This window comes from uncultured Tenacibaculum sp. (assembly GCF_947502995.1).
Taxonomy (GTDB): Bacteria; Bacteroidota; Bacteroidia; order Flavobacteriales; family Flavobacteriaceae; genus Polaribacter.
The window spans coordinates 90,250-108,833 of record NZ_CANNBW010000004.1; the positions used below are offsets into that span (position 1 = coordinate 90,250).

Annotated in this window: 21 protein-coding genes; 17 read left to right on the top strand and 4 right to left on the bottom strand. The window is 29.2% G+C overall.

The window, feature by feature from the left end; genetic code table 11:
• Position 1 precedes the first annotated feature (1 nt).
• Together Q1A46_RS04290 and Q1A46_RS04295 are read right to left on the bottom strand one after the other, a co-directional pair.
• Complete coding sequence (locus tag Q1A46_RS04290; protein ID WP_299674411.1) at positions 2-1,654, bottom strand: peptidase domain-containing ABC transporter; 1,653 nt, start codon at positions 1,652-1,654, stop codon at positions 2-4.
• Entirely contained in the window at positions 1,644-2,324 is a 681-nt protein-coding gene (locus tag Q1A46_RS04295) for a TetR/AcrR family transcriptional regulator (RefSeq protein WP_299674414.1), read from the bottom strand. The genes Q1A46_RS04290 and Q1A46_RS04295 overlap by 11 nt, the downstream gene beginning before the upstream one ends.
• 139 nt (positions 2,325-2,463) lie before the next feature.
• Here Q1A46_RS04295 and Q1A46_RS04300 point away from each other — a divergent pair, with 139 nt between their 5' ends.
• The 13 genes from Q1A46_RS04300 (at position 2,464) to Q1A46_RS04360 (ending at position 13,460) form a co-directional block, all read left to right on the top strand.
• On the top strand, positions 2,464-3,117 hold the full coding sequence (locus Q1A46_RS04300) for a TetR family transcriptional regulator C-terminal domain-containing protein (protein WP_299674417.1): 654 nt from the start codon (positions 2,464-2,466) through the stop codon (positions 3,115-3,117).
• Positions 3,118-3,120: 3 nt separating this feature from the next.
• A complete protein-coding gene (locus Q1A46_RS04305) occupies positions 3,121-4,443 on the top strand; it encodes an AarF/ABC1/UbiB kinase family protein (RefSeq protein ID WP_299674420.1) in 1,323 nt (440 codons plus the stop codon).
• A complete protein-coding gene (locus Q1A46_RS04310) occupies positions 4,433-5,062 on the top strand; it encodes a flavin reductase family protein (protein ID WP_299674423.1) in 630 nt (209 codons plus the stop codon). Before Q1A46_RS04305 ends, Q1A46_RS04310 begins: the two co-directional genes overlap by 11 nt.
• 1 nt (position 5,063) lies before the next feature.
• A complete protein-coding gene (locus Q1A46_RS04315) occupies positions 5,064-6,485 on the top strand; it encodes an SDR family oxidoreductase (protein ID WP_299674426.1) in 1,422 nt (473 codons plus the stop codon).
• Positions 6,482-6,625, top strand: coding sequence for a DUF2256 domain-containing protein (locus tag Q1A46_RS04320; RefSeq protein ID WP_299621317.1), 144 nt, complete (start codon positions 6,482-6,484; stop codon positions 6,623-6,625). The genes Q1A46_RS04315 and Q1A46_RS04320 overlap by 4 nt, the downstream gene beginning before the upstream one ends.
• A complete protein-coding gene (locus tag Q1A46_RS04325) occupies positions 6,601-7,905 on the top strand; it encodes a DASH family cryptochrome (protein ID WP_299674429.1) in 1,305 nt (434 codons plus the stop codon). The genes Q1A46_RS04320 and Q1A46_RS04325 overlap by 25 nt, the downstream gene beginning before the upstream one ends.
• The gene (locus tag Q1A46_RS04330; RefSeq protein ID WP_299674432.1) at positions 7,905-9,407 is read left to right on the top strand and encodes a cryptochrome/photolyase family protein; all 1,503 of its coding nucleotides are present in this window, start codon (positions 7,905-7,907) and stop codon (positions 9,405-9,407) included. Before Q1A46_RS04325 ends, Q1A46_RS04330 begins: the two co-directional genes overlap by 1 nt.
• A gap of 157 nt (positions 9,408-9,564) precedes the next feature.
• Entirely contained in the window at positions 9,565-11,055 is a 1,491-nt protein-coding gene (locus Q1A46_RS04335) for a cryptochrome/deoxyribodipyrimidine photo-lyase family protein (protein ID WP_299674435.1), read from the top strand.
• Positions 11,055-11,480 carry a hypothetical protein gene (locus Q1A46_RS04340; protein WP_299674438.1) on the top strand — a complete coding sequence of 142 codons (426 nt, stop codon included), beginning with the start codon at positions 11,055-11,057 and terminating at the stop codon, positions 11,478-11,480. The genes Q1A46_RS04335 and Q1A46_RS04340 overlap by 1 nt, the downstream gene beginning before the upstream one ends.
• A complete protein-coding gene (locus Q1A46_RS04345) occupies positions 11,470-11,736 on the top strand; it encodes a TIGR03643 family protein (protein WP_299674441.1) in 267 nt (88 codons plus the stop codon). Before Q1A46_RS04340 ends, Q1A46_RS04345 begins: the two co-directional genes overlap by 11 nt.
• Before the next feature lie 36 nt (positions 11,737-11,772).
• On the top strand, positions 11,773-12,453 hold the full coding sequence (locus Q1A46_RS04350) for an SDR family NAD(P)-dependent oxidoreductase (RefSeq protein ID WP_299674444.1): 681 nt from the start codon (positions 11,773-11,775) through the stop codon (positions 12,451-12,453).
• Between the two features lies 1 nt (position 12,454).
• Positions 12,455-12,985 (top strand): CIA30 family protein, encoded by a 531-nt coding sequence (locus tag Q1A46_RS04355; RefSeq protein WP_299674447.1) that lies wholly within the window; start codon positions 12,455-12,457, stop codon positions 12,983-12,985.
• Between the two features lie 4 nt (positions 12,986-12,989).
• Positions 12,990-13,460, top strand: a complete 471-nt coding sequence (locus Q1A46_RS04360) for a TspO/MBR family protein (RefSeq protein ID WP_299674449.1) — start codon at positions 12,990-12,992, stop codon at positions 13,458-13,460.
• Here the strand turns inward: Q1A46_RS04360 and Q1A46_RS04365 are convergent.
• The gene (locus Q1A46_RS04365; RefSeq protein WP_299674452.1) at positions 13,457-14,473 is read right to left on the bottom strand and encodes a YafY family protein; all 1,017 of its coding nucleotides are present in this window, start codon (positions 14,471-14,473) and stop codon (positions 13,457-13,459) included. The two genes, Q1A46_RS04360 and Q1A46_RS04365, sit on opposite strands and share 4 nt — an antisense overlap.
• A gap of 1 nt (position 14,474) precedes the next feature.
• Complete coding sequence (locus Q1A46_RS04370) at positions 14,475-15,095, bottom strand: hypothetical protein (protein ID WP_299674455.1); 621 nt, start codon at positions 15,093-15,095, stop codon at positions 14,475-14,477.
• Positions 15,096-15,223: 128 nt separating this feature from the next.
• Between Q1A46_RS04370 and Q1A46_RS04375 the strand changes: the two genes are divergently transcribed.
• The 4 genes from Q1A46_RS04375 to Q1A46_RS04390 all read left to right on the top strand — a co-directional run bounded on the left by Q1A46_RS04375 (position 15,224) and on the right by Q1A46_RS04390 (position 18,550).
• Positions 15,224-15,520, top strand: coding sequence for a hypothetical protein (locus Q1A46_RS04375; RefSeq protein ID WP_299621268.1), 297 nt, complete (start codon positions 15,224-15,226; stop codon positions 15,518-15,520).
• Between the two features lie 131 nt (positions 15,521-15,651).
• Positions 15,652-16,680 (top strand): RNA ligase, encoded by a 1,029-nt coding sequence (locus tag Q1A46_RS04380; RefSeq protein WP_299674458.1) that lies wholly within the window; start codon positions 15,652-15,654, stop codon positions 16,678-16,680.
• A gap of 175 nt (positions 16,681-16,855) precedes the next feature.
• Positions 16,856-17,737, top strand: coding sequence for an AAA family ATPase (locus Q1A46_RS04385; protein WP_299674461.1), 882 nt, complete (start codon positions 16,856-16,858; stop codon positions 17,735-17,737).
• A gap of 150 nt (positions 17,738-17,887) precedes the next feature.
• On the top strand, positions 17,888-18,550 hold the full coding sequence (locus Q1A46_RS04390) for a hypothetical protein (RefSeq protein ID WP_299674464.1): 663 nt from the start codon (positions 17,888-17,890) through the stop codon (positions 18,548-18,550).
• The last annotated feature ends 34 nt before the right edge of the window (positions 18,551-18,584 follow it).

Here is an 18,584-nt window from a genome sequence, read left to right on the forward strand (position 1 = left end):
TTTATTTTTTAATTTGCCCTTTTTCTAAGACAATATGTTTATTACATTTATCTTTCCAACAAGCATTACTACTTACTACTATTAAACTCCAAGGTCTTTCAGGAGAAGCCAAGAAGTTGATAATTCCTTTAGTTTCTTCTATTTGACATTGGTCTAACGGATCTTCTAAGATTAAAAGCTTAGGTTTAATTGTAATGGCTCTTGCTAGAATAATCTTTTTAGCAATGGTGAAAGCAACTTGTTTTCCTTCAGGTTTTATAACTGTATTTAGTCCTTTAGGTAATTGCTTAACAAATTCCGTTAACCCAACAACTTCCAAAACTTTATATATTTCTTCATCTGTAATACTAGTATTACCAAATGTTATATTTTCTCGAATTGTACCTTCAAAAGGAGTTTCTTCGGATAATGATAGTCCTAAAAGTGATCTATAATTATTAATGTGTAATCCTTGGATAGAAAGGTTATTTACATGTAAAAATCCTGATGTCGGTTCTATAACACCTGCTATTAATTGTAGTAAACTTGATTTACCAGAGCCACTTTCACCTTGTACTAATACACGGTCATTTTTGTTAATGGTGAATGATATATCACTTAAGATAGGTGTAGTTTTATTGGCTACTTTATATGAAGCATTTTGTAATTCAATAGTAAGATCACCTTCAACAATTTCACCATTTTGACTTTCGATTGGCTTATCTACTACCTGACCTAGTTTTTCTATTGAAGTTAAAACATCATAAAAAGACTCTAATCCAAGTATTAATTTTTCTACAGAGCTAATTACTAGTAAGACAATGATTTCTGCTGCAACGAACTGACCGATATTCATTTTTTGATTCAATACTAAAAATCCACCGATTAATAATAAACCAGCTGTTACCAGTACTTTAAAATTGATCATTAATATAAATTGGATTATTAGAATTTTGAAATGACTTTCTCTAGAATTTAAATACTTATTTACCAAAGCGTCATTTTTTTCTAAAGCCAAACTTGTTTTTCCAGAAAGCTTAAAGCTAACTACAGATCTTGCAACTTCTTGAAGCCAGTGTACAACCTTATATTTATTCTTAGATTCATCTAAACTTGTTTCGATACCTCTTTGAGCTGTTAGTTTAAATAATATATAAATAAGGATTAATAATAACAGTCCGAATATGATAAAGAACGGATGATAAAATGATAATAATAACAACGCAAACATAATTTGCAGAAAAGCAGATGGTACGTCAATTAATATTTTAGATAATCCTTTTTGTATCGTAAGAGTATCAAAAAACCTATTAGCTAATTCTGGTAAGTAATAGTTTCGTAATTCCTTCATTTTAATTTTTGGGAAGCGATAACTTAATTCAAAAGAAGCTCTGGTAAAAATTCGTTGTTGAATAGTTTCAATAATACGCAGTTGCATAAGTTTTAAAACTCCAGAAAAAATCACTCCCATGGTAACTAAGACTACAAGAACAATCCACGAAGCAGAAACTTGTGCTCCTTGAATTAAGTTAATAATAGCTTGAATCCCTAATGGAAGAGATAAGGATACTAGTCCTTCAAATATGGCGTAATAAGAAATTTGGAAAATATCTTTGCGCTCTAGTTTTACTAAACCAAGGAAACGTCTCCAAGGTGTTAAAGATTTAGTTGTCATTTGTTAAGGTTTTTATTACTAAGTGTGAATAAAAATGTGTGGGTGTAACAGATTCGTTACAATTAGTAATAGATGTGAAATGTTGAGTCATAAACTGTTGATGTAATGCTCCTTCTGTAACAGAGCTAGCTAAACTTAAAGGAAATTCATAGCTACTATTGTACTCAGAGATCATATCAGCTAATCTTCTTACTACTCTTTTGTAAGGTAAAAAGTATCCTTGTTTATTTTCTGAATCAACACTTTTGGTTAAATAAGATTTAGAATTTTCGTTGATAATAATTTTGTTAAGTAAAACTTCATTAATATGAGAGAAGTTTTGATCTTCTTTAGTTGTTCGTGTAACAATCTCTACAGCTTTTATCAGTTTTTCTTTGATGTCTTTAATGCTAAATGTCTCAATTACTAATTGATATTCTAACCATCTCCAGTACCAACAACTTAAATAAATTAATAGTTTGTGTTTACTTTCAAAATACCTGTATATAGAGCTTTCATTAGAGCCGATTAACGATCCTAATTTTTTGAAATTAAAACTTTCAAAACCAATTTCATCGATCAAGATGATACTGTTTTGAACTATTTTTTTACCTAATTCAGAGGATTCTGGATTCTTCAAATAAATCCCTTCAGGCACCTCAACTTTAATGTTTGAAAGTAATTTATCCATTTTTAATTGTTTTGAATGCAAATATAATAGTATTACTATTAAAATAAAGTTAAAAATATATTATTGTTTAATTATTTTATTTTTAAGTTAAACAAAATATAAGTATCTTTGAATAGGTAAAATTCAATCGTACAATTTCATGGCTAAAAAGAAAAATATAACTCAGTTAGATATTATTTCAATGTATATGGATTATGTGTTAGAGCATAATGAAGAACCTAAATCTGTATATAAATTCGCAAAAGAGAATAATTTTGAAGAACAATTGTTTTATAACAGTTTTGCTTCGTTTGAAGCAATTAAAAAATCAATATTCACAGTTTTCTTTGAAAATACACTAGCACTATTACACAAAAGTGAAGAGTTTGAAACTTTTGATGCGAGAAATCAATTATTAAGTTTTTACTTCACTTTTTTCGAAAATTTAACTGCTAATAGAAGCTATGTGGTTTATGCTTTATCAGGACAAAGTAACAAGTTAAAAACTTTAAGTATACTTAACGGATTAAGAACTCATTTTAAAAAGTTTATCGATACACTCAATATTGAAAAACTAGAGTTAAAACAAGAACGTTTAGAAAAGTTTCAAGATAAAGCGATAAGTGAAAGTGCATGGATTCAGTTAATAATGACAATGCAGTTTTGGTTAAATGATACATCGTCTTCTTTCGAGAAAACAGATGTGTTTATAGAGAAATCAGTTAATGCCAGTTTCGATGTGTTAAATATCGCTCCGGTAAAAAGTGTAATTGATTTCGGTAAATTTTTATTTAAAGAAAAGATGATGAAGTAATTTATGAAGACAATAGATAATATCCCCACTTCCAAAATTCAAAGAGCTTCTAAATTAGTGCAAACTGGTGCTAAAGTAGGAGTAAACTATTTAAAGTATTACGGAAGTAAATTGGTTAACGGAGAAGAAGAAGCTAAACAACAGTTAAATAAAGATAATGCTGAAGATATTTACAATGGATTAAAGCAGTTAAAAGGAAGTGCTTTAAAAGTTGCACAAATGTTAAGTATGGAAAAAGGAATTTTACCACAAGCTTATGTTGAGCAATTTTCTTTATCACAATTTTCAGTTCCGCCATTATCAGCACCTTTGGTTAAAAAGACATTTAAAAATTATTTTGGAAAGTATCCAAGCGAACTTTTCGATAAATTTAATTTAAATGCTGTAAGTGGAGCAAGTATTGGTCAGGTTCATCTGGCTGAAAAAGATGGAAATAAATACGCAGTTAAAATTCAATATCCAGGAGTTGCAGAGAGTATTTCTACTGATTTAGCTTTAGTGAAGCCTATTGCAATTAAAATGTTCAATATCCGTGGAAAGGATAGCGATAAATATTTTAAAGAGGTTGAAAATAAGTTAGTCGAAGAAACGAATTACATTTTAGAAGTAGAGCAAAGTCAGGCTATCGTAGATGCTTGTAAGCATATCAAAAATTTAAAATTTCCAAATTATTATAAAGAGTTTTCTTCAGATCGAATTATTACGATGGATTGGATGGATGGTGTTCATCTTTCTGAATTTACAAGTACTAATACAGATCAAGAGAAAGCGAATGAATTAGGTCAGGCTTTATGGGATTTTTATATGTATCAAATGCATATCATTAAAAAGGTTCATGCCGATCCACATCCTGGAAACTTCTTAGTTTCAAAAGATAATAATTTAATTGTGCTTGATTTTGGTTGTATGAAACAAGTTCCAGAGGAGTTTTACAAACCATATTTTGAGTTAGCAAAAAAGGAAAGTATTTCAGATCCTGTATTTTTTGAGAAAAAGCTTTATGAATTAGAGATTCTTAGAGAAGATGATAGTCCAGAAGAGTTAGCTTTCTTTAAAGAAATGTTCCATGAAATGTTGAGTTTATTCACACAGCCATTCAATACAAAAGAATTTGATTTCTCTGATGAAACTTTCTTCGGAAAAATCACTGATCTAGGAACAAAGTATGCTAAGAATACTGAGCTTAGAAATATGAATGGAAATAGAGGTTCTAAGCATTTTATTTACATCAACAGAACATTCTTCGGACTTTATAATCTAATGCACGATTTAAAAGCTAAGAATATTAAGATTAACAATTTCGAACAGTATAAAGATGTTTTTTAAAAAAGAGGATATAAGTGGATTTGATCATATTTATAAGATCAACTTAATGAATAGTTTATCAGGCTATAAATCTGCAAACTTAATAGGAAGTATTTCTCCTAATGGTGAAGAAAATGTAGCTGTATTCAGTTCGATAGTTCACTTAGGGTCTAATCCACCGTTATTAGGATTTATTTTACGTCCTACAACTGTTCCGAGAAATACGTATGAAAATATTAAAGAAACTGGTTTTTATACGGTAAATCATATTACAAAAAGAATCACAGAAGATGCGCATCATACATCTGCTAAATATGATAAAGGTGTTTCGGAATTTGAGATGACAAACTTAACACCAGAATATAAGAACAATTTTATAGCTCCTTTTGTACAAGAATCACCAGTACAAATAGGAATGAAATATGTTGAGGAGTATTACATCAAAGCAAATGATACAATTATGTTAGTTGGTGAAATTCAATTTTTTGATGTTGAAGATCATATGTTGCAAGAAGATGGATTTTTGAATTTATCTAAAGGGAATGTGGCAACAATAAACGGACTTGATGGATATGCAATTCCGAATTTATTTACAAGATACGAATATCAGCGTCCAAAAAAGATAGTAGAAAAATTATAGAATGAAGATTTTAATCACAGGTACAACAGGTTACATCGCAAAAAGATTAGTATTAAGGCTATTAGAAGATGGTCATCAACTAGTTTGTTGTGTCCGTGATTTAAATCGAATTCCAGACGAAATTGAATATAAAGACGGAATAGAATTTATAAAAGTAGATTTCTTAGAAGATAATTTAGAAGCTTTTCCTGAAGATATCAACGCTGCTTATTATTTAATTCATTCCATGTCTACGACAGCTACGAATTTTGAGGATTTAGAAAAAAAATGTGCTCAGAGTTTCAAATCGTTGATAGAAAAAACGAATTGTAAGCAGGTAGTTTATTTAAGCGGAATTGTAAATGATGATTCTTTATCTAAACATTTAAAATCTAGATTAGAAGTTGAAAAATCTTTGAAATCTAATCAATATGCTTTAACAACATTTCGAGCTGGAATTATAGTAGGAAGTGGAAGTGCTTCTTTTGAAATTATAAGAGACATTGTAGAGAAATTACCTTTAATGGTAACACCAAAATGGTTGAATACTCGAACACAACCTATAGCAATTAGAGATGTGTTAAGTTTTCTTGTGAATGGTTTAGATAATAAAGAAGTCTACAACAAGTCATTTGATATTTGTGGACCAGAAATTCTTACTTATAAAGAAATGCTATTGCAATTTGCTAAAGTAAGAGGTTTAAAAAGATACATTTTTACTCTACCAGTTTTATCACCTAGAATGTCTTCGTATTGGCTGTATTTCGTGACTTCTACGTCATTTAATTTGGCAAAAGCATTAGTTGATAGTATGAAAGTTGAAGTGGTTGCAAAACCTAATAATATCAATGAAATATTAAAAGTGCAACCAATCCAATATAGACAAGCGGTTAGTTTAGCTTTTCAAAAAATTAAGCAAAATGCAGTGGTGTCAAGTTGGAAAGATGCCATTAGTAGCGGCGTATTTAATGATCAATTAAACGATCATATTAATATTCCGCATTTTGGTTGTTTCAGAGATATAAGATCAAGAAAAATTGTAGATGAAAACTTTACAATAGATAAAATTTGGTCTATTGGAGGAGAAAACGGTTGGTACAGTTACAATTGGCTATGGCGTATTCGAGGTTATGTAGATAAGATTTTTGGAGGAGTAGGTTTACGAAGAGGAAGAACGCATAACACATACTTAGAACCAGGAGATCCGTTAGATTTTTGGAGAGTTTTATTAGCTGATAAAGAACAGAAACGTTTACTATTATTCGCTGAAATGAAACTTCCAGGTGAAGCTTGGTTAGAGTTTAAAATTGTAAAAAATCAACTATTTCAAAGAGCAGTATTTCGACCAAAAGGATTATTAGGAAGATTGTATTGGTATTCCGTTTTACCATTTCATGCTTTTGTTTTTAAAGGAATGATCAATGCCTTGGTATATCAGAAATGAGAGGAGTAAAAAAACAACATTTACCCACTAAAATTTGTCCGGTTTGTGAACGACCATTTACATGGAGAAAAAAATGGGAAAAGAACTGGGAAAATGTAAAATATTGTAGTAAAAAATGCAGCAAGATAAAACAGCAATAGTTTGGTTTACAAATACGCTAAGAACGCGTGATAATAAAGCTTTATATGAAGCAATTTCTAAATATAACAAAGTTATTGCTGTGTACTGTTTCGACAAATCTATGTTTCAAACTAAGCAATTTGGTTTTAAAAAAACAGAGAAATACAGAGCAAAATTTTTGATAGAATCAGTTACCGATTTATCAAACCAATTAAAAGAATTAAACGTACCTATTTATATACATCATGAGCATCCGCATGTAATTTTACCATTGTTTTGTCTGACTCACAACGCGGGTGCTCTCCTTTATCAAAAAGAATTTACTCAAGAAGAAACATCAGAAATTAATCGTGTGGTAAAAAAACTTGGTGATACGATTCATGTTGAAAGTTTTTACGATCAATTTTTATATCATCCAGAAGATATTCCATTAGAAATAAAATCTATTCCAGAGGTTTTTACTTTTTTCAGAAAAAAAGTAGAGAAATATGCTACAATTCGAGAAGAACTGATTCCAGTAGCAATGCCAAAAGAGAATTATCAGACAAACGACACAAAAGTTCCAACTTTACAAGATTTAGGTTATAGCGATTTTGAAGTTCCAGTTAAAACTGCTTTTCCTTTTAAAGGAGGAGAAACTGCTGCTTTTGAGCGTTTAAATTCATATTTCTTTTCATCGAAAAAGTTATCGTATTACAAGAAAACTAGAAATGGTTTAATTGGAGTTGATTACAGTTCAAAATTCTCTTCTTGGTTGGCTCATGGTTGTATTTCAGCAAAGTCAATTTATTGGGAAGTAAAAAAATATGAAAAACAGTTCGGAAGTAATCAATCTACTTATTGGTTGATTTTTGAATTGATTTGGCGAGATTATTTTAAATATTTATCGCTGAAGCATGAAAATAATTTATTCAAGTTAGAAGGAATAAAGGAACTATCATATTCATGGAAAAATAATGAAAGATTAATTCAAAATTGGATTAATGGCGAAACCAATGAACCTTTCGTAAATGCCAATATGATAGAGTTAAAAGAAACAGGTTGGATGAGCAATAGAGGCCGACAAAATGTGGCTTCATATTTTGCAAAAGAACTGTTGTTAGATTGGAGAATTGGTGCGGCATATTTCGAAAGTATGCTAATAGATTACGATGTTCATAGCAATTATGGAAATTGGCAGTATGTATCTGGCGTTGGAAATGATCCAAGAGATAGAAAGTTTAATGTACAACTACAAGCAGAACGATATGATGCGAACGGCAAATATCAGCAAATGTGGTTACAACCAACCTTGTTCTAATGAAAGCAGTAAGTATTATTTTTCCGCATCAGTTATTTAAAAGTACAACGCATATTCCAAAAGAAAATGACGTGTATTTAATTGAAGAATATTTATTCTTCAAACAATATAAATTTCATAAGCAAAAACTAGCTTTTCATAGAGCTACAATGCAATTTTATAAAGACTTTTTAAACGAAAAAGGATATCAAGTTTCATATGTAGAAAGTACAACTGAAATTTCAGATATTAGGAAGTTATTACCACAATTAATTGTAAATGGATACAAACAACTTCATTTTATAAATCCTACTGATAATTGGCTAGAAAAGAGAATAAATGAATTTGAAAATGAGATAGAATTAATTGAAATAGACAATTCATTATTTATTAATACCAAAGATGAATTAGCTTCTTTTTTTAAAGCTTCTAAAAAGAAATTTTTTCAAACTTCTTTCTATAAAAAGGAACGTTTAGGCAGAAATATTTTAATCACAAATGAACAACCAGTAGGAGGAAAGTGGACCTTTGATACGGATAATAGAAAGAAATATCCAAAAGGTAAAACTCCGCCACAAATTACATTTACTGAAGCTAACACATATTATCTAGAAGCTAGGAAATATATTGAAGAAAATTTTTCAGACGCTTTAGGAGAAATTGATGAGCAACAATTGTATCCATCTACTTTTGAAGATTCAGAAAATTGGTTAGAACAATTTTTTGAAGTTCGTTTTCATGAATTCGGAATTTATGAAGATGCTATTGTGAAAGACAAACATTTCTTGAATCATAGTGTTTTATCACCATTAATTAATGTAGGATTGTTATCTCCTCTGGAAGTAATTAAAAAGGCAATTGATTATGCTGCTAAACATGAAATTCCGATTAATTCCTTAGAAGGATTTGTACGTCAAATACTAGGCTGGCGCGAATTTATCCGTGGAATTTATGAAGTAAAAGGAACCGAAGAACGAACAAAGAATTTCTGGAATCATTCTAGAAAAATACCAGTATCTTTTTATGATGGAACTACAGGAATTTTACCAATTGATACCACAATAAAAAAGATCTTAAAAACAGGATATGCACATCATATTGAACGCTTAATGATTTTAGGAAATTTTATGTTGTTATGTGAGTTCGATCCAGATGAAGTGTATCGTTGGTTTATGGAATTGTTTATCGATGCTTACGACTGGGTAATGGTACCGAATGTTTACGGAATGAGCTTATTTGCTGATGGAGGATTAATGTCCACTAAGCCATATATAAGTAGTAGTAATTACATTAAAAAAATGAGTGATTATCCGAATGGTAAATGGCAAAAGATTTGGGACGGATTGTTTTGGAGGTTTATGCATACAAACCGAGAATTTTTATCAAAAAATCCACGTTTAAATATGCTAATTCGAAATTTAGATAAAATGGGAATTGAGAAAAGAGAAGAGCATTTTTCTAATGCTGAACATTTTCTTGATAACCTAGATAATAAAAAAGAATTTCAACTGAACTTATTATAGTAAGTAAATATGATAATAATGGTTTTTAATAAAATTAATAACGTCAATCTGAACTTGTTTCAGATTCGCATTATGAGATTCCGAAATAAATTAGGAATGACGTTAGCTTTGTGTGAGCCATTATATTCAAATATTCAGAAAACGAAAATTTGAAATTATGAAGAAAAGAGAAGATATAGCAGTAGTTTGGTTAAAGAGAGATTTGAGATTGCATGACAATGAAGCGATAACAAATGCGCTAAACTCAGGAAAAAGAATATTGCTATTATTTGTTTTTGAAAACCTATTGATAAACGACGATCATTATAGTCAACGTCATTGGGATTTTATAAAACAATCATTAGTTGATATCAATACAGAATTGAAAGAATATAAGACTAAAGTTTTAGCTGTTAATGGTGAAATTTTTGCAGTTTTTAATCAGTTATTGAATCATTATAATATTACAGATGTTTTTTCACATCAAGAAACAGGGTTATTAGTTACTTTCAATAGGGATAAAGAATTTTCGCGTTATTGTAGAAACAATTCCATTGAATGGAAAGAGAATATAAATAACGGAGTTTTAAGAGGTTTATTAAATCGAGAAGATTGGTTTGATAAATGGGAAAGTTATATGTATCAAGATATTTTACCTTTTGATGTAGATAAAGAAGATTTTATAAGTACTTCGGAAATTAATAGAATCTCAGATTACTTTCATACTACTGATTTAGTTACTGGAGACACATCTAATTTTCAGCAAGGCGGAAGAAGTATAGCATGGAAATATGCAAATACGTTTTTTGAAAAGCGTCATGAAAATTACATGTATCACATTTCAAAACCAGAAGCGTCACGAAGTAGTTGTAGTAGACTTTCTCCATATATAGCTTGGGGAAATGTATCGATTCGAGAAGTTTTCCAAAAAGCAAAAGCTGTTAAAGACGAATCTGAACATAAGCGTCATTTAGGAGCGTTTATTTCTCGTTTACGTTGGCAAGCACATTTCATTCAAAAGTTTGAAATGGAATGTACGATGGAAAATGCCAGTATTAATAAAGGTTTTCACAAGCTAAAAAAATCAATTTCTGAATCGTATAAAACGGCTTGGGAAGAAGGAAATACAGGTTTTCCTTTAGTAGATGCCTCTATGCGTTGTTTAAATGAAACAGGATTTATTAATTTCAGAATGCGAGCTATGTTGGTTTCTTTCTTTACACATATTTTATGGCAGCCTTGGCAAGAAGCAACACATCATTTATCTCGTCAGTTTTTAGATTTTGAACCTGGAATTCATTTTCCTCAATTGCAAATGCAAGCAGGTGAAACAGGAATTAATAATTTGAGAATTTATAACCCCGTGAAAAATAGTCACGATCACGATCCAGATGCTGTTTTTATTAAGAAATGGGTTCCAGAATTAGCACATTTACCAACTCCATTTATTCATGAACCATATTTAATGACACATTTAGATCAACAATTTAATAACTGTGTTTTAGGTAAAGATTATCCAAATCCAATAGTTGATATCAAAGAAAATAGAAAGAAAGCTAGCGATATTTTATGGAACATGTTAAAAGATAGTGAAGTAAAAAGAGAAAGCTTACGAATTTTGCGTAAGCATACGATTACAAATAGAAGTAGAATGTTAAGAGATGAATAATGATATTTAATACCACATATACGAATCAAGATTTCTTAGTGCATAGTAAAGAATTACTAGGAAAACCATTCTCTTTATTAAATAAGATAAGACTGAATGGAATAGGTTCTGGTCGTTTTATGATTGCAGAAGTAAGTCAGAAATTAAAATCAGATAAAGTTCAGTTTTCAGAATTGAATTACGGAAATATAGAAATGCGTCCGAAAGGAATTTTAGTTCATTTTACGAACAGATTAGAACGTTTTTCTTGGTGCATTCCTTATTACAAATTAGTAATATATAATTCTTCATTTTTCAGTATTCATGCCGAAGGAAGTTTTATAAAGTTTTTAAAAAACAAGAACTATTCAGAAAATAAGAAATTCATTTCAAAAATGATTGATTATAAAAATGAATATCTAAATCTAGATTATTATGACGGTTAGACAAATCGATAGAATTATAGAAATGGCTTGGGAAGATCGTACAACTTTCGATGCTATTCAATTTCAATTCGGATTAAAAGAACAAGAAGTTATCGAGTTGATGCGTAAGGAAATGAAACCATCAAGTTTCAGAATGTGGAGAAAAAGAGTACAAGGAAGAGCTACAAAACACCAAGCAAAAAGATCTTTTGATAAAGGAAGGTTTAAATGTACAAGACAAAGAAATATATCAAATAATAAAGTATCAAAAAGATAATAATGAACTCAGTTCATTGCATAAAAAATAATAGAAATGAAAACAGTTTTAGTTGTAGGTGGAAGTAAAGGAATTGGTAATGCAATTGTAACTTCTTTACAAGAAACGCATAAAGTAATTAATTTTAGTAGGAGCGAAGTAGCAAGTCATACAAACGTAACACACTACTCAATCGATGTTTTAGAAGATGAATTACCAGAGCTTTCTGAGAACATAAATGGTTTGGTTTTCTGTCCTGGAAGTATTAACTTAAAACCGATAGGAAGACTAAAATTAGATGATTTTAGAAGTGATTTTGAAATTAATGTAATTGGAGCAGTTAAAGTGATTCAAAAGTATATTAATTCACTTAAAAATAATAACGGAAGTGTAGTTTTATTCAGTACAGTAGCTACTAAATTAGGAATGCCTTTTCATGCAAGTGTTGCAGCTAGTAAATCTGCTGTTGAAGGTTTAACGAAATCTTTAGCGGGTGAATTTGCCACTAAAGTTAGGTTTAATTGTATTGCTCCAACTGTAACAGATACATCTTTAGCAGAAAAGTTATTACGTAACGATAAGCAACGCGAAAACATGGAAATGAGACATCCGCTAAAGAAATATTTAAAAGTAGAAGAAGTAGCAAGCTTAGCAAATTATTTGTTGTCAGATCACGCTTCTGCGATTTCTGGTCAAGTTTTTCCTATTGATGCAGGAATAGTCAGTTTAAAATTATAATATGAAATATTTAGCCTTTATCATTATGTTGTTTGCTTTTCAAGATACTATAACCGTTGTTGACTTTTCTCAATCTTCTGATATTAGCAGTTGGAAAACAACTAATGATGATGTTATGGGAGGAATTTCAACTTCTTCCATAGCGTTAAATGAAAATGGTAAAGGCGTATTTTCTGGTCATGTTTCTACAGAAAATAATGGAGGTTTTGCTATGGTTAAAAGTTCGGTAGCTGTAGCATTACAGGAAAATTCAAAAAAAATTGTTCTTCGTTTAAAAGGAGATGGAAAAGCATATCAATTCAGAGTAAAATCAAATCCAACAGATCGACATTGGTATACTCAAAACTTTACAACTTCTGGTGATTGGGAAACTATAGAAATTGATCTAAATAATTTATATCCAATCTTTAGAGGAAATAGATTACGTAGACAAAATTTTAATCATACAGAAATTAAAGAAATTGCTTTTTTAATAGGAAATAAACAAGATGAAAACTTCAAATTAATAATCGATTCGATTAAAATCAACTAAATCAATGCAAAAATCTTATATCAGGTTCATTATTTTTTTAATAGCTAACTTTTTAGCACTTTATGTAGGTGTTTTATTAATGAACGATGGTCCACGAACAGATTGGTATCAAAACTTAAATAAAGCTCCATGGACTCCTGCGAATTGGGTTTTCGGAGCAGCTTGGACAACCATAATGTTGTTATTCGCTTTTTACATGACCAAACTAAGTTATCAATACAAACAATCAGTTAAAAAACTGATAACATTGTATAGCGCACAATGGTTTTTAAACGTAATATGGAATTTACTTTTTTTCAATAAACATTACACTGTATTAGGTTTAATAAGTATCACTTTGCTGTGGCTTTTGATTGGTTACATTACTTTTAAGCATATAAAACAATTAAAATATTATACGATTTTAATTGTACCGTATTTAGTTTGGATGACCATTGCTACAAGTTTAAATGCTTACGTGGTTTTTAATAATTAATGATCTGAATTAATGGATTTGTAATTATTGTAAGCGCGTCCTAATTGTTTACTGATTTTGTCTCTTAATTTTTCTGGTTTTAGTACTTTGATAGAATCTCCATATCCAAGAATAACACGTTCTAATTCAAAGTTAATTTGAACTAAAATATTAAATATGAAACCATCTTCAGTTTCTTTGATTAACCGTTGAGTATGGTGAAAAGGTTTGGTAATTACGTAAGGAGCCAAGCGTTTTTCAATCCAAAATTCAATGCGTTTTGGTCTAGAATTAGAAACAGTAACTCCAATTACGTTTTTAAAGTATTCATCACCATTAACAGCTTTATCTATGTATTCAAGTTCATCTTTCTCTTCAATTTTTATAATACGATCAAGAGCTAAATTCATAAAATCAGTTTTATGATACACTATTAAAAACCATCGGTTATTAAACTCTTTTAAAAGCTGCGGATGTACAGTTAGTATATTTTCTTGTCTAGCTTTAAATGACTTATATGTAATTTCTAAAACTTTCTTCTTTTGAATTGCACTGTATAATGGATCTATAAGTTGCAAACCTTTTAATTGTTCATTTTTATCTAAATGAATAATAGCACGATTATTTTCTTGTGAAGAGTATACAGAATCTTCTAAACGTTGTAAAACTCCATCCATTTCTTTAAATAGCGAAAAGTCTTTAAACTGACGTAAAACCTGAATCGCATTATTCATTACTTTTACATCATTTTCAGTGACAGGAATATTCATAATAGAATAACCTTCTTCTGCATATCGATAATATTTTCGTTGATAAACTTCTATTGGCGCATTGTAACCCAACTTATCACTACGCATCATTTGAATATCGAGCTGAACAGTTCGTTTGCTTACATATACATCTTTTCCTTCATACTCATATAAAGCATCAGAACAAGCATCAATCAGATCATTTAAAGTCCATTTACGCATGGTATTTCGTAAACATTGATCTATGGTTTTATATCGAATAAGAGCATTTTTATTTGATGCCATATTATAATGTGTTTAATTCTGTTTTTAAATTGAATTTCGCCTGTTTTTCATAACAATCAATAAAAGTATTGGTCTTGTAAATGAATGGCTTATCTATAAAATGACGTAATACTTTTTTTCTTCCATTTTTATATAAAATATCTGGAACGAGTTTATATTCTTTTCGAATAAGTTTAGCATATTCATGGTATATTTCTGAAGATTGACCTAAAATAGCTAAATCAAAATCGATTAAAAAGCGAGTATCATTATCTGAACCTTCATGAGTTTTAGTGGCTATAATTTGATTAAAAATGATGTTTAAATCATCTTTCGAAAGTAGTTTTCGAAGTCGATCTACAGCAAAATCAGCACTTTTTTCTTCATTATCTTTTTTCCAAATATTATAAATTACATCATGATAAAAGATAGAAAAAGAAACCAAATTCGAATCTTTTAATTCATCTTTATAATGATCAAAATAAGAGAAGATTTCCTCTAAATGATTTAAATTATGATAGGTACGATGCTTTTCTTTGTAGTGTTTTTCAAGCTCATTCCATAATGAAGAAATGAGTTCATTATCTTGAGAATAAAGTGATAACAATTGGGTAAAACGTTCTTTTAAAGTCAATTTTTTCAATTAAATAGTTTGTATTACAAAAATATAAACTAATTTTACATTGACTTTAAACGGTTAAAGTTATTCGTTCTTTACTTTTCGTTCAGCAATAGTCTTTGAATTAATGTTTAATTTAAATACAAATAATTATGAATTGGAAAATTCAAAAGCTATTGAATGGAGAAACAATTATCTCTAAAGAACCAGGAAACTCGATGTTGCCAATTTTAAAATCAAGACAACCTGTTGTTTTAAAGCCAGTACAATGGCAAGATTGTGAAGAAGGCGATATAGTTTTCTGTAAAGTACGAGGAAATTGTTTTACGCATTTAGTAAAAGGTAAAAATGAAAAACGAGGATTACTCATAGGTAATAATCGTGGACATCTTAACGGATGGACGAAAAATGTGTATGGTATAGTAACAGAAATCTTACCATCTAAGTAGTGCTAATAAGCACTTTTTTTGTTTATAGACTTTTCGAATTCAATATAAATTTCAATTTTTTTATAATTATTTTTTATTACGCAAAAAGATTGCGTAACATAAACTGATCTTTGTACCGTAATTAAAATGAAATGGAAACAAATATTTTAAATATTGAAAAATTAAAGGAAGCTATTCATAACGGATATATTCATAAGAATAAACATCCAGAAGCTGATTTATGGATTTATAATTATACGCAATCTGCACAATATGAAAGCTATTGGACAAAAGAAACTTTACGATGTAGAGGATTGATTTTAGATGCTAATTATAATATCATTGCGAATCCTATTTCTAAATTTTTTAATGTAGAAGAGATCGGATATGAAAAATTACCGAATCTTCCTTTTAAGATATTTGATAAAATGGATGGATCACTTGGAGTTTTATATTGGCTAAACAACCAGCCATATATTGCAACTAGAGGCTCATTTAATAGCAAACAATCAATTAAAGCAAACGAATTACTAAATAGTAAGTATAAACATTGTATTCAGAATTTAGATTTGAATAAGACGTATGTATTTGAAATCATTTATCCTGAAAATAGAGTTATTGTAGATTATGGTCAAGATGAAAAGTTAATATTATTAGCCATTATAGATACAAAAACAGGTATTGAAGAAGAACTAGTAGATATTGGTTTTCCGTTACCAAAACAATATCACTATAATAGTATTGAAGAGCTTAAAAGTTTAAATTGGAATAATAAAGAAGGATTTGTAATTAAATATGAAAATGGTTTTAGAGTTAAAATAAAATTTGAACAATATATAGAATTACACAAAATCGTAACTCAAATTTCTTCTTTAACTATTTGGGAAACTTTAAAAGAGGAGGGAAGTTTAACAAAATGGATTGAAGATGTACCAGATGAATTTTTTAAATGGGTAAAACAAACAGAGTCAGATTTAAAATTAAAATTTAAAAATATAGAAGAAATAGCAAAGTTAGAATATAAAGAGTTTGCTACAGACAGAGAAACAGCAGCTTATTTTCAAAGTTGCACATATCCAGCTGTATTATTTTCAATGAAAAATAAGAAAAACTACGATCAAATTATTTGGAAGATGATTCGTCCAGTATTTGAAAAGGCATATTCTAACGAACATAATTAAAATAAAGATTTAAATATTATAACATTCTTAACGATTGCTATTTTACGTCATTCCGAATTTATTTCGGAATCTCAAGATACTCACATTTTAAGTTCTTAATGAGAACCTGAAACAAGTTCAGGTTGACGTAATTAATTTCAAAATAGATTAAGAATTACAATTAAAAATTAAGAAAATGAAAAGAATAATCATATTAAAAGGAATACCAGCATCAGGAAAATCAACATACGCTAAAAAGTTAGTTTCAGAAAACCCAGGAATGTATAAGCGTATTAATAGAGATAGTTTACGTGAAATGTTAGATGCAAATCACTTTAGTAAAGGAAACGAAAAGTTTATTGTGAAAACAAGAGATTTTTTAATCAAAGAAGCGCTTTTAGCAGGTAAACATGTTATTGTTGATGATACAAATCTTTACGACAAAAATCAGGAAAGAATTGCAGAAATAGCTAGTGAATACACCAATGAAACAGGTCACGCTGTAAAAGTTGAAGTGAAGTTAATGGAAATAGATGTAGAAGAAGCAATTCGTAGAGATGCTGCTAGAGAAAAATCTGTTGGAAGGGAGGTTATTCTAAGAATGGATAAACAACTGAAAACAAAAGAAAAGCTAAAAAACGAATATGTAAAGCAAAATGAAAATTTACCAAAAGCTATTATTTGTGATTTAGACGGAACCTTATCTTTAATTACAAACAGAAGTCCGTTTGATGGTAGCAAATGTGAACAAGATTTGCCGAATGTACCAATCGTCAATCTGGTAAAGAATTATCAGAAGCTAGGATACAAAATCTTATTACTTTCTGGTAGAGATGGTCAATACAAACCAGAAACAGAATCTTGGCTTCAAAAACATGAAGTAAATTACGATGCACTTTGGATGCGTAATCCTAAAGACAAAAGAAAAGATTCTATTATAAAAGAAGAATTATATAGAAACGAAATTGAAAATAAGTTTTATGTAGAATTTATTCTAGATGATAGAAATCAGGTTGTTGATTTGTGGAGGAAGAAATTACAATTACCTTGTTTACAGGTGTTTTATGGTGATTTTTAAAGTAAAAACAAAAACTTGTCATTAATAATAATTTTAATTTATACGTCATTCCGAACTTGTTTCGGAATCTCATTATAGCTTAAATAAGATATATAATGAGAACCTGAAACAAGTTCAGGTTGACGTACATAGATTATCATAAATAAAATGATGGAAAATCCATATCAAATTTTCGGTTCTAAAAGTTCTGTTGACTTAGATGTATGTTTTTTTGTTGATGAGTTAAATTCGATACAAGAAAATCATGAAACTATAAAAACATACATCGAAAAGTCAAATATCGATACAAATAAAGTCATAAATGCTAATCTAGCAATTATTGAAAAAGGTATTGTCATAGCTTGTTTTAAAGGAGAAGAAGATGAATTAAATAATGCCTTGTATGAAACTTATAAAATTCATAAACAGCAATTTGAAAAAAGAATAATAAGGAAAGTAAACAGAAATGTTGAAGCTAGAATTGAACGATGTTTACGGTCTTTAGTTTCATATTTTACAAGAACTGAATTTAGAGTAAAAGTCAAAGAAGCTCTAAGAGGAAGTATAAAAGACAAAGTTGTTTTTTTAGAGGGTATACAACTTGATCAGATTAAAGATTTTGGAAAAAATGGTTCTCAAATAGAAGTGTATAAAACCATAGCTTTTCAATTAGGAATTACGTTAGCCTTATTAGAATCAGTTGAATTGTATACTAAAGAAGGTATCATTGAATACTATCCAAATCTTGAAAATTATTTACTAAGAAAAGAAAGTAATGTAAATGCATTACAAGAGTATTTAGATGAGTTTATAAAAAAAATGAATGAAAGTTGATAGAAACCTCACGGGTTTTAAAACCCTTAAGGTT

Coding starts and splice junctions, on each gene's coding strand:
- Q1A46_RS04355 (WP_299674447.1), top strand. CDS start 12,455: ATGAAATATTTAGCCTTTATCATTATGTTGTTTGCTTTTCAAGATACT.
- Q1A46_RS04365 (WP_299674452.1), bottom strand. CDS start 14,473: ATGGCATCAAATAAAAATGCTCTTATTCGATATAAAACCATAGATCAA.
- Q1A46_RS04380 (WP_299674458.1), top strand. CDS start 15,652: ATGGAAACAAATATTTTAAATATTGAAAAATTAAAGGAAGCTATTCAT.
- Q1A46_RS04390 (WP_299674464.1), top strand. CDS start 17,888: ATGGAAAATCCATATCAAATTTTCGGTTCTAAAAGTTCTGTTGACTTA.
- Q1A46_RS04385 (WP_299674461.1), top strand. CDS start 16,856: ATGAAAAGAATAATCATATTAAAAGGAATACCAGCATCAGGAAAATCA.
- Q1A46_RS04360 (WP_299674449.1), top strand. CDS start 12,990: ATGCAAAAATCTTATATCAGGTTCATTATTTTTTTAATAGCTAACTTT.
- Q1A46_RS04310 (WP_299674423.1), top strand. CDS start 4,433: ATGTTTTTTAAAAAAGAGGATATAAGTGGATTTGATCATATTTATAAG.
- Q1A46_RS04295 (WP_299674414.1), bottom strand. CDS start 2,324: ATGGATAAATTACTTTCAAACATTAAAGTTGAGGTGCCTGAAGGGATT.
- Q1A46_RS04290 (WP_299674411.1), bottom strand. CDS start 1,654: ATGACAACTAAATCTTTAACACCTTGGAGACGTTTCCTTGGTTTAGTA.
- Q1A46_RS04320 (WP_299621317.1), top strand. CDS start 6,482: ATGAGAGGAGTAAAAAAACAACATTTACCCACTAAAATTTGTCCGGTT.
- Q1A46_RS04300 (WP_299674417.1), top strand. CDS start 2,464: ATGGCTAAAAAGAAAAATATAACTCAGTTAGATATTATTTCAATGTAT.
- Q1A46_RS04350 (WP_299674444.1), top strand. CDS start 11,773: ATGAAAACAGTTTTAGTTGTAGGTGGAAGTAAAGGAATTGGTAATGCA.
- Q1A46_RS04305 (WP_299674420.1), top strand. CDS start 3,121: ATGAAGACAATAGATAATATCCCCACTTCCAAAATTCAAAGAGCTTCT.
- Q1A46_RS04340 (WP_299674438.1), top strand. CDS start 11,055: ATGATATTTAATACCACATATACGAATCAAGATTTCTTAGTGCATAGT.
- Q1A46_RS04345 (WP_299674441.1), top strand. CDS start 11,470: ATGACGGTTAGACAAATCGATAGAATTATAGAAATGGCTTGGGAAGAT.
- Q1A46_RS04330 (WP_299674432.1), top strand. CDS start 7,905: ATGAAAGCAGTAAGTATTATTTTTCCGCATCAGTTATTTAAAAGTACA.
- Q1A46_RS04375 (WP_299621268.1), top strand. CDS start 15,224: ATGAATTGGAAAATTCAAAAGCTATTGAATGGAGAAACAATTATCTCT.
- Q1A46_RS04335 (WP_299674435.1), top strand. CDS start 9,565: ATGAAGAAAAGAGAAGATATAGCAGTAGTTTGGTTAAAGAGAGATTTG.
- Q1A46_RS04315 (WP_299674426.1), top strand. CDS start 5,064: ATGAAGATTTTAATCACAGGTACAACAGGTTACATCGCAAAAAGATTA.
- Q1A46_RS04325 (WP_299674429.1), top strand. CDS start 6,601: ATGCAGCAAGATAAAACAGCAATAGTTTGGTTTACAAATACGCTAAGA.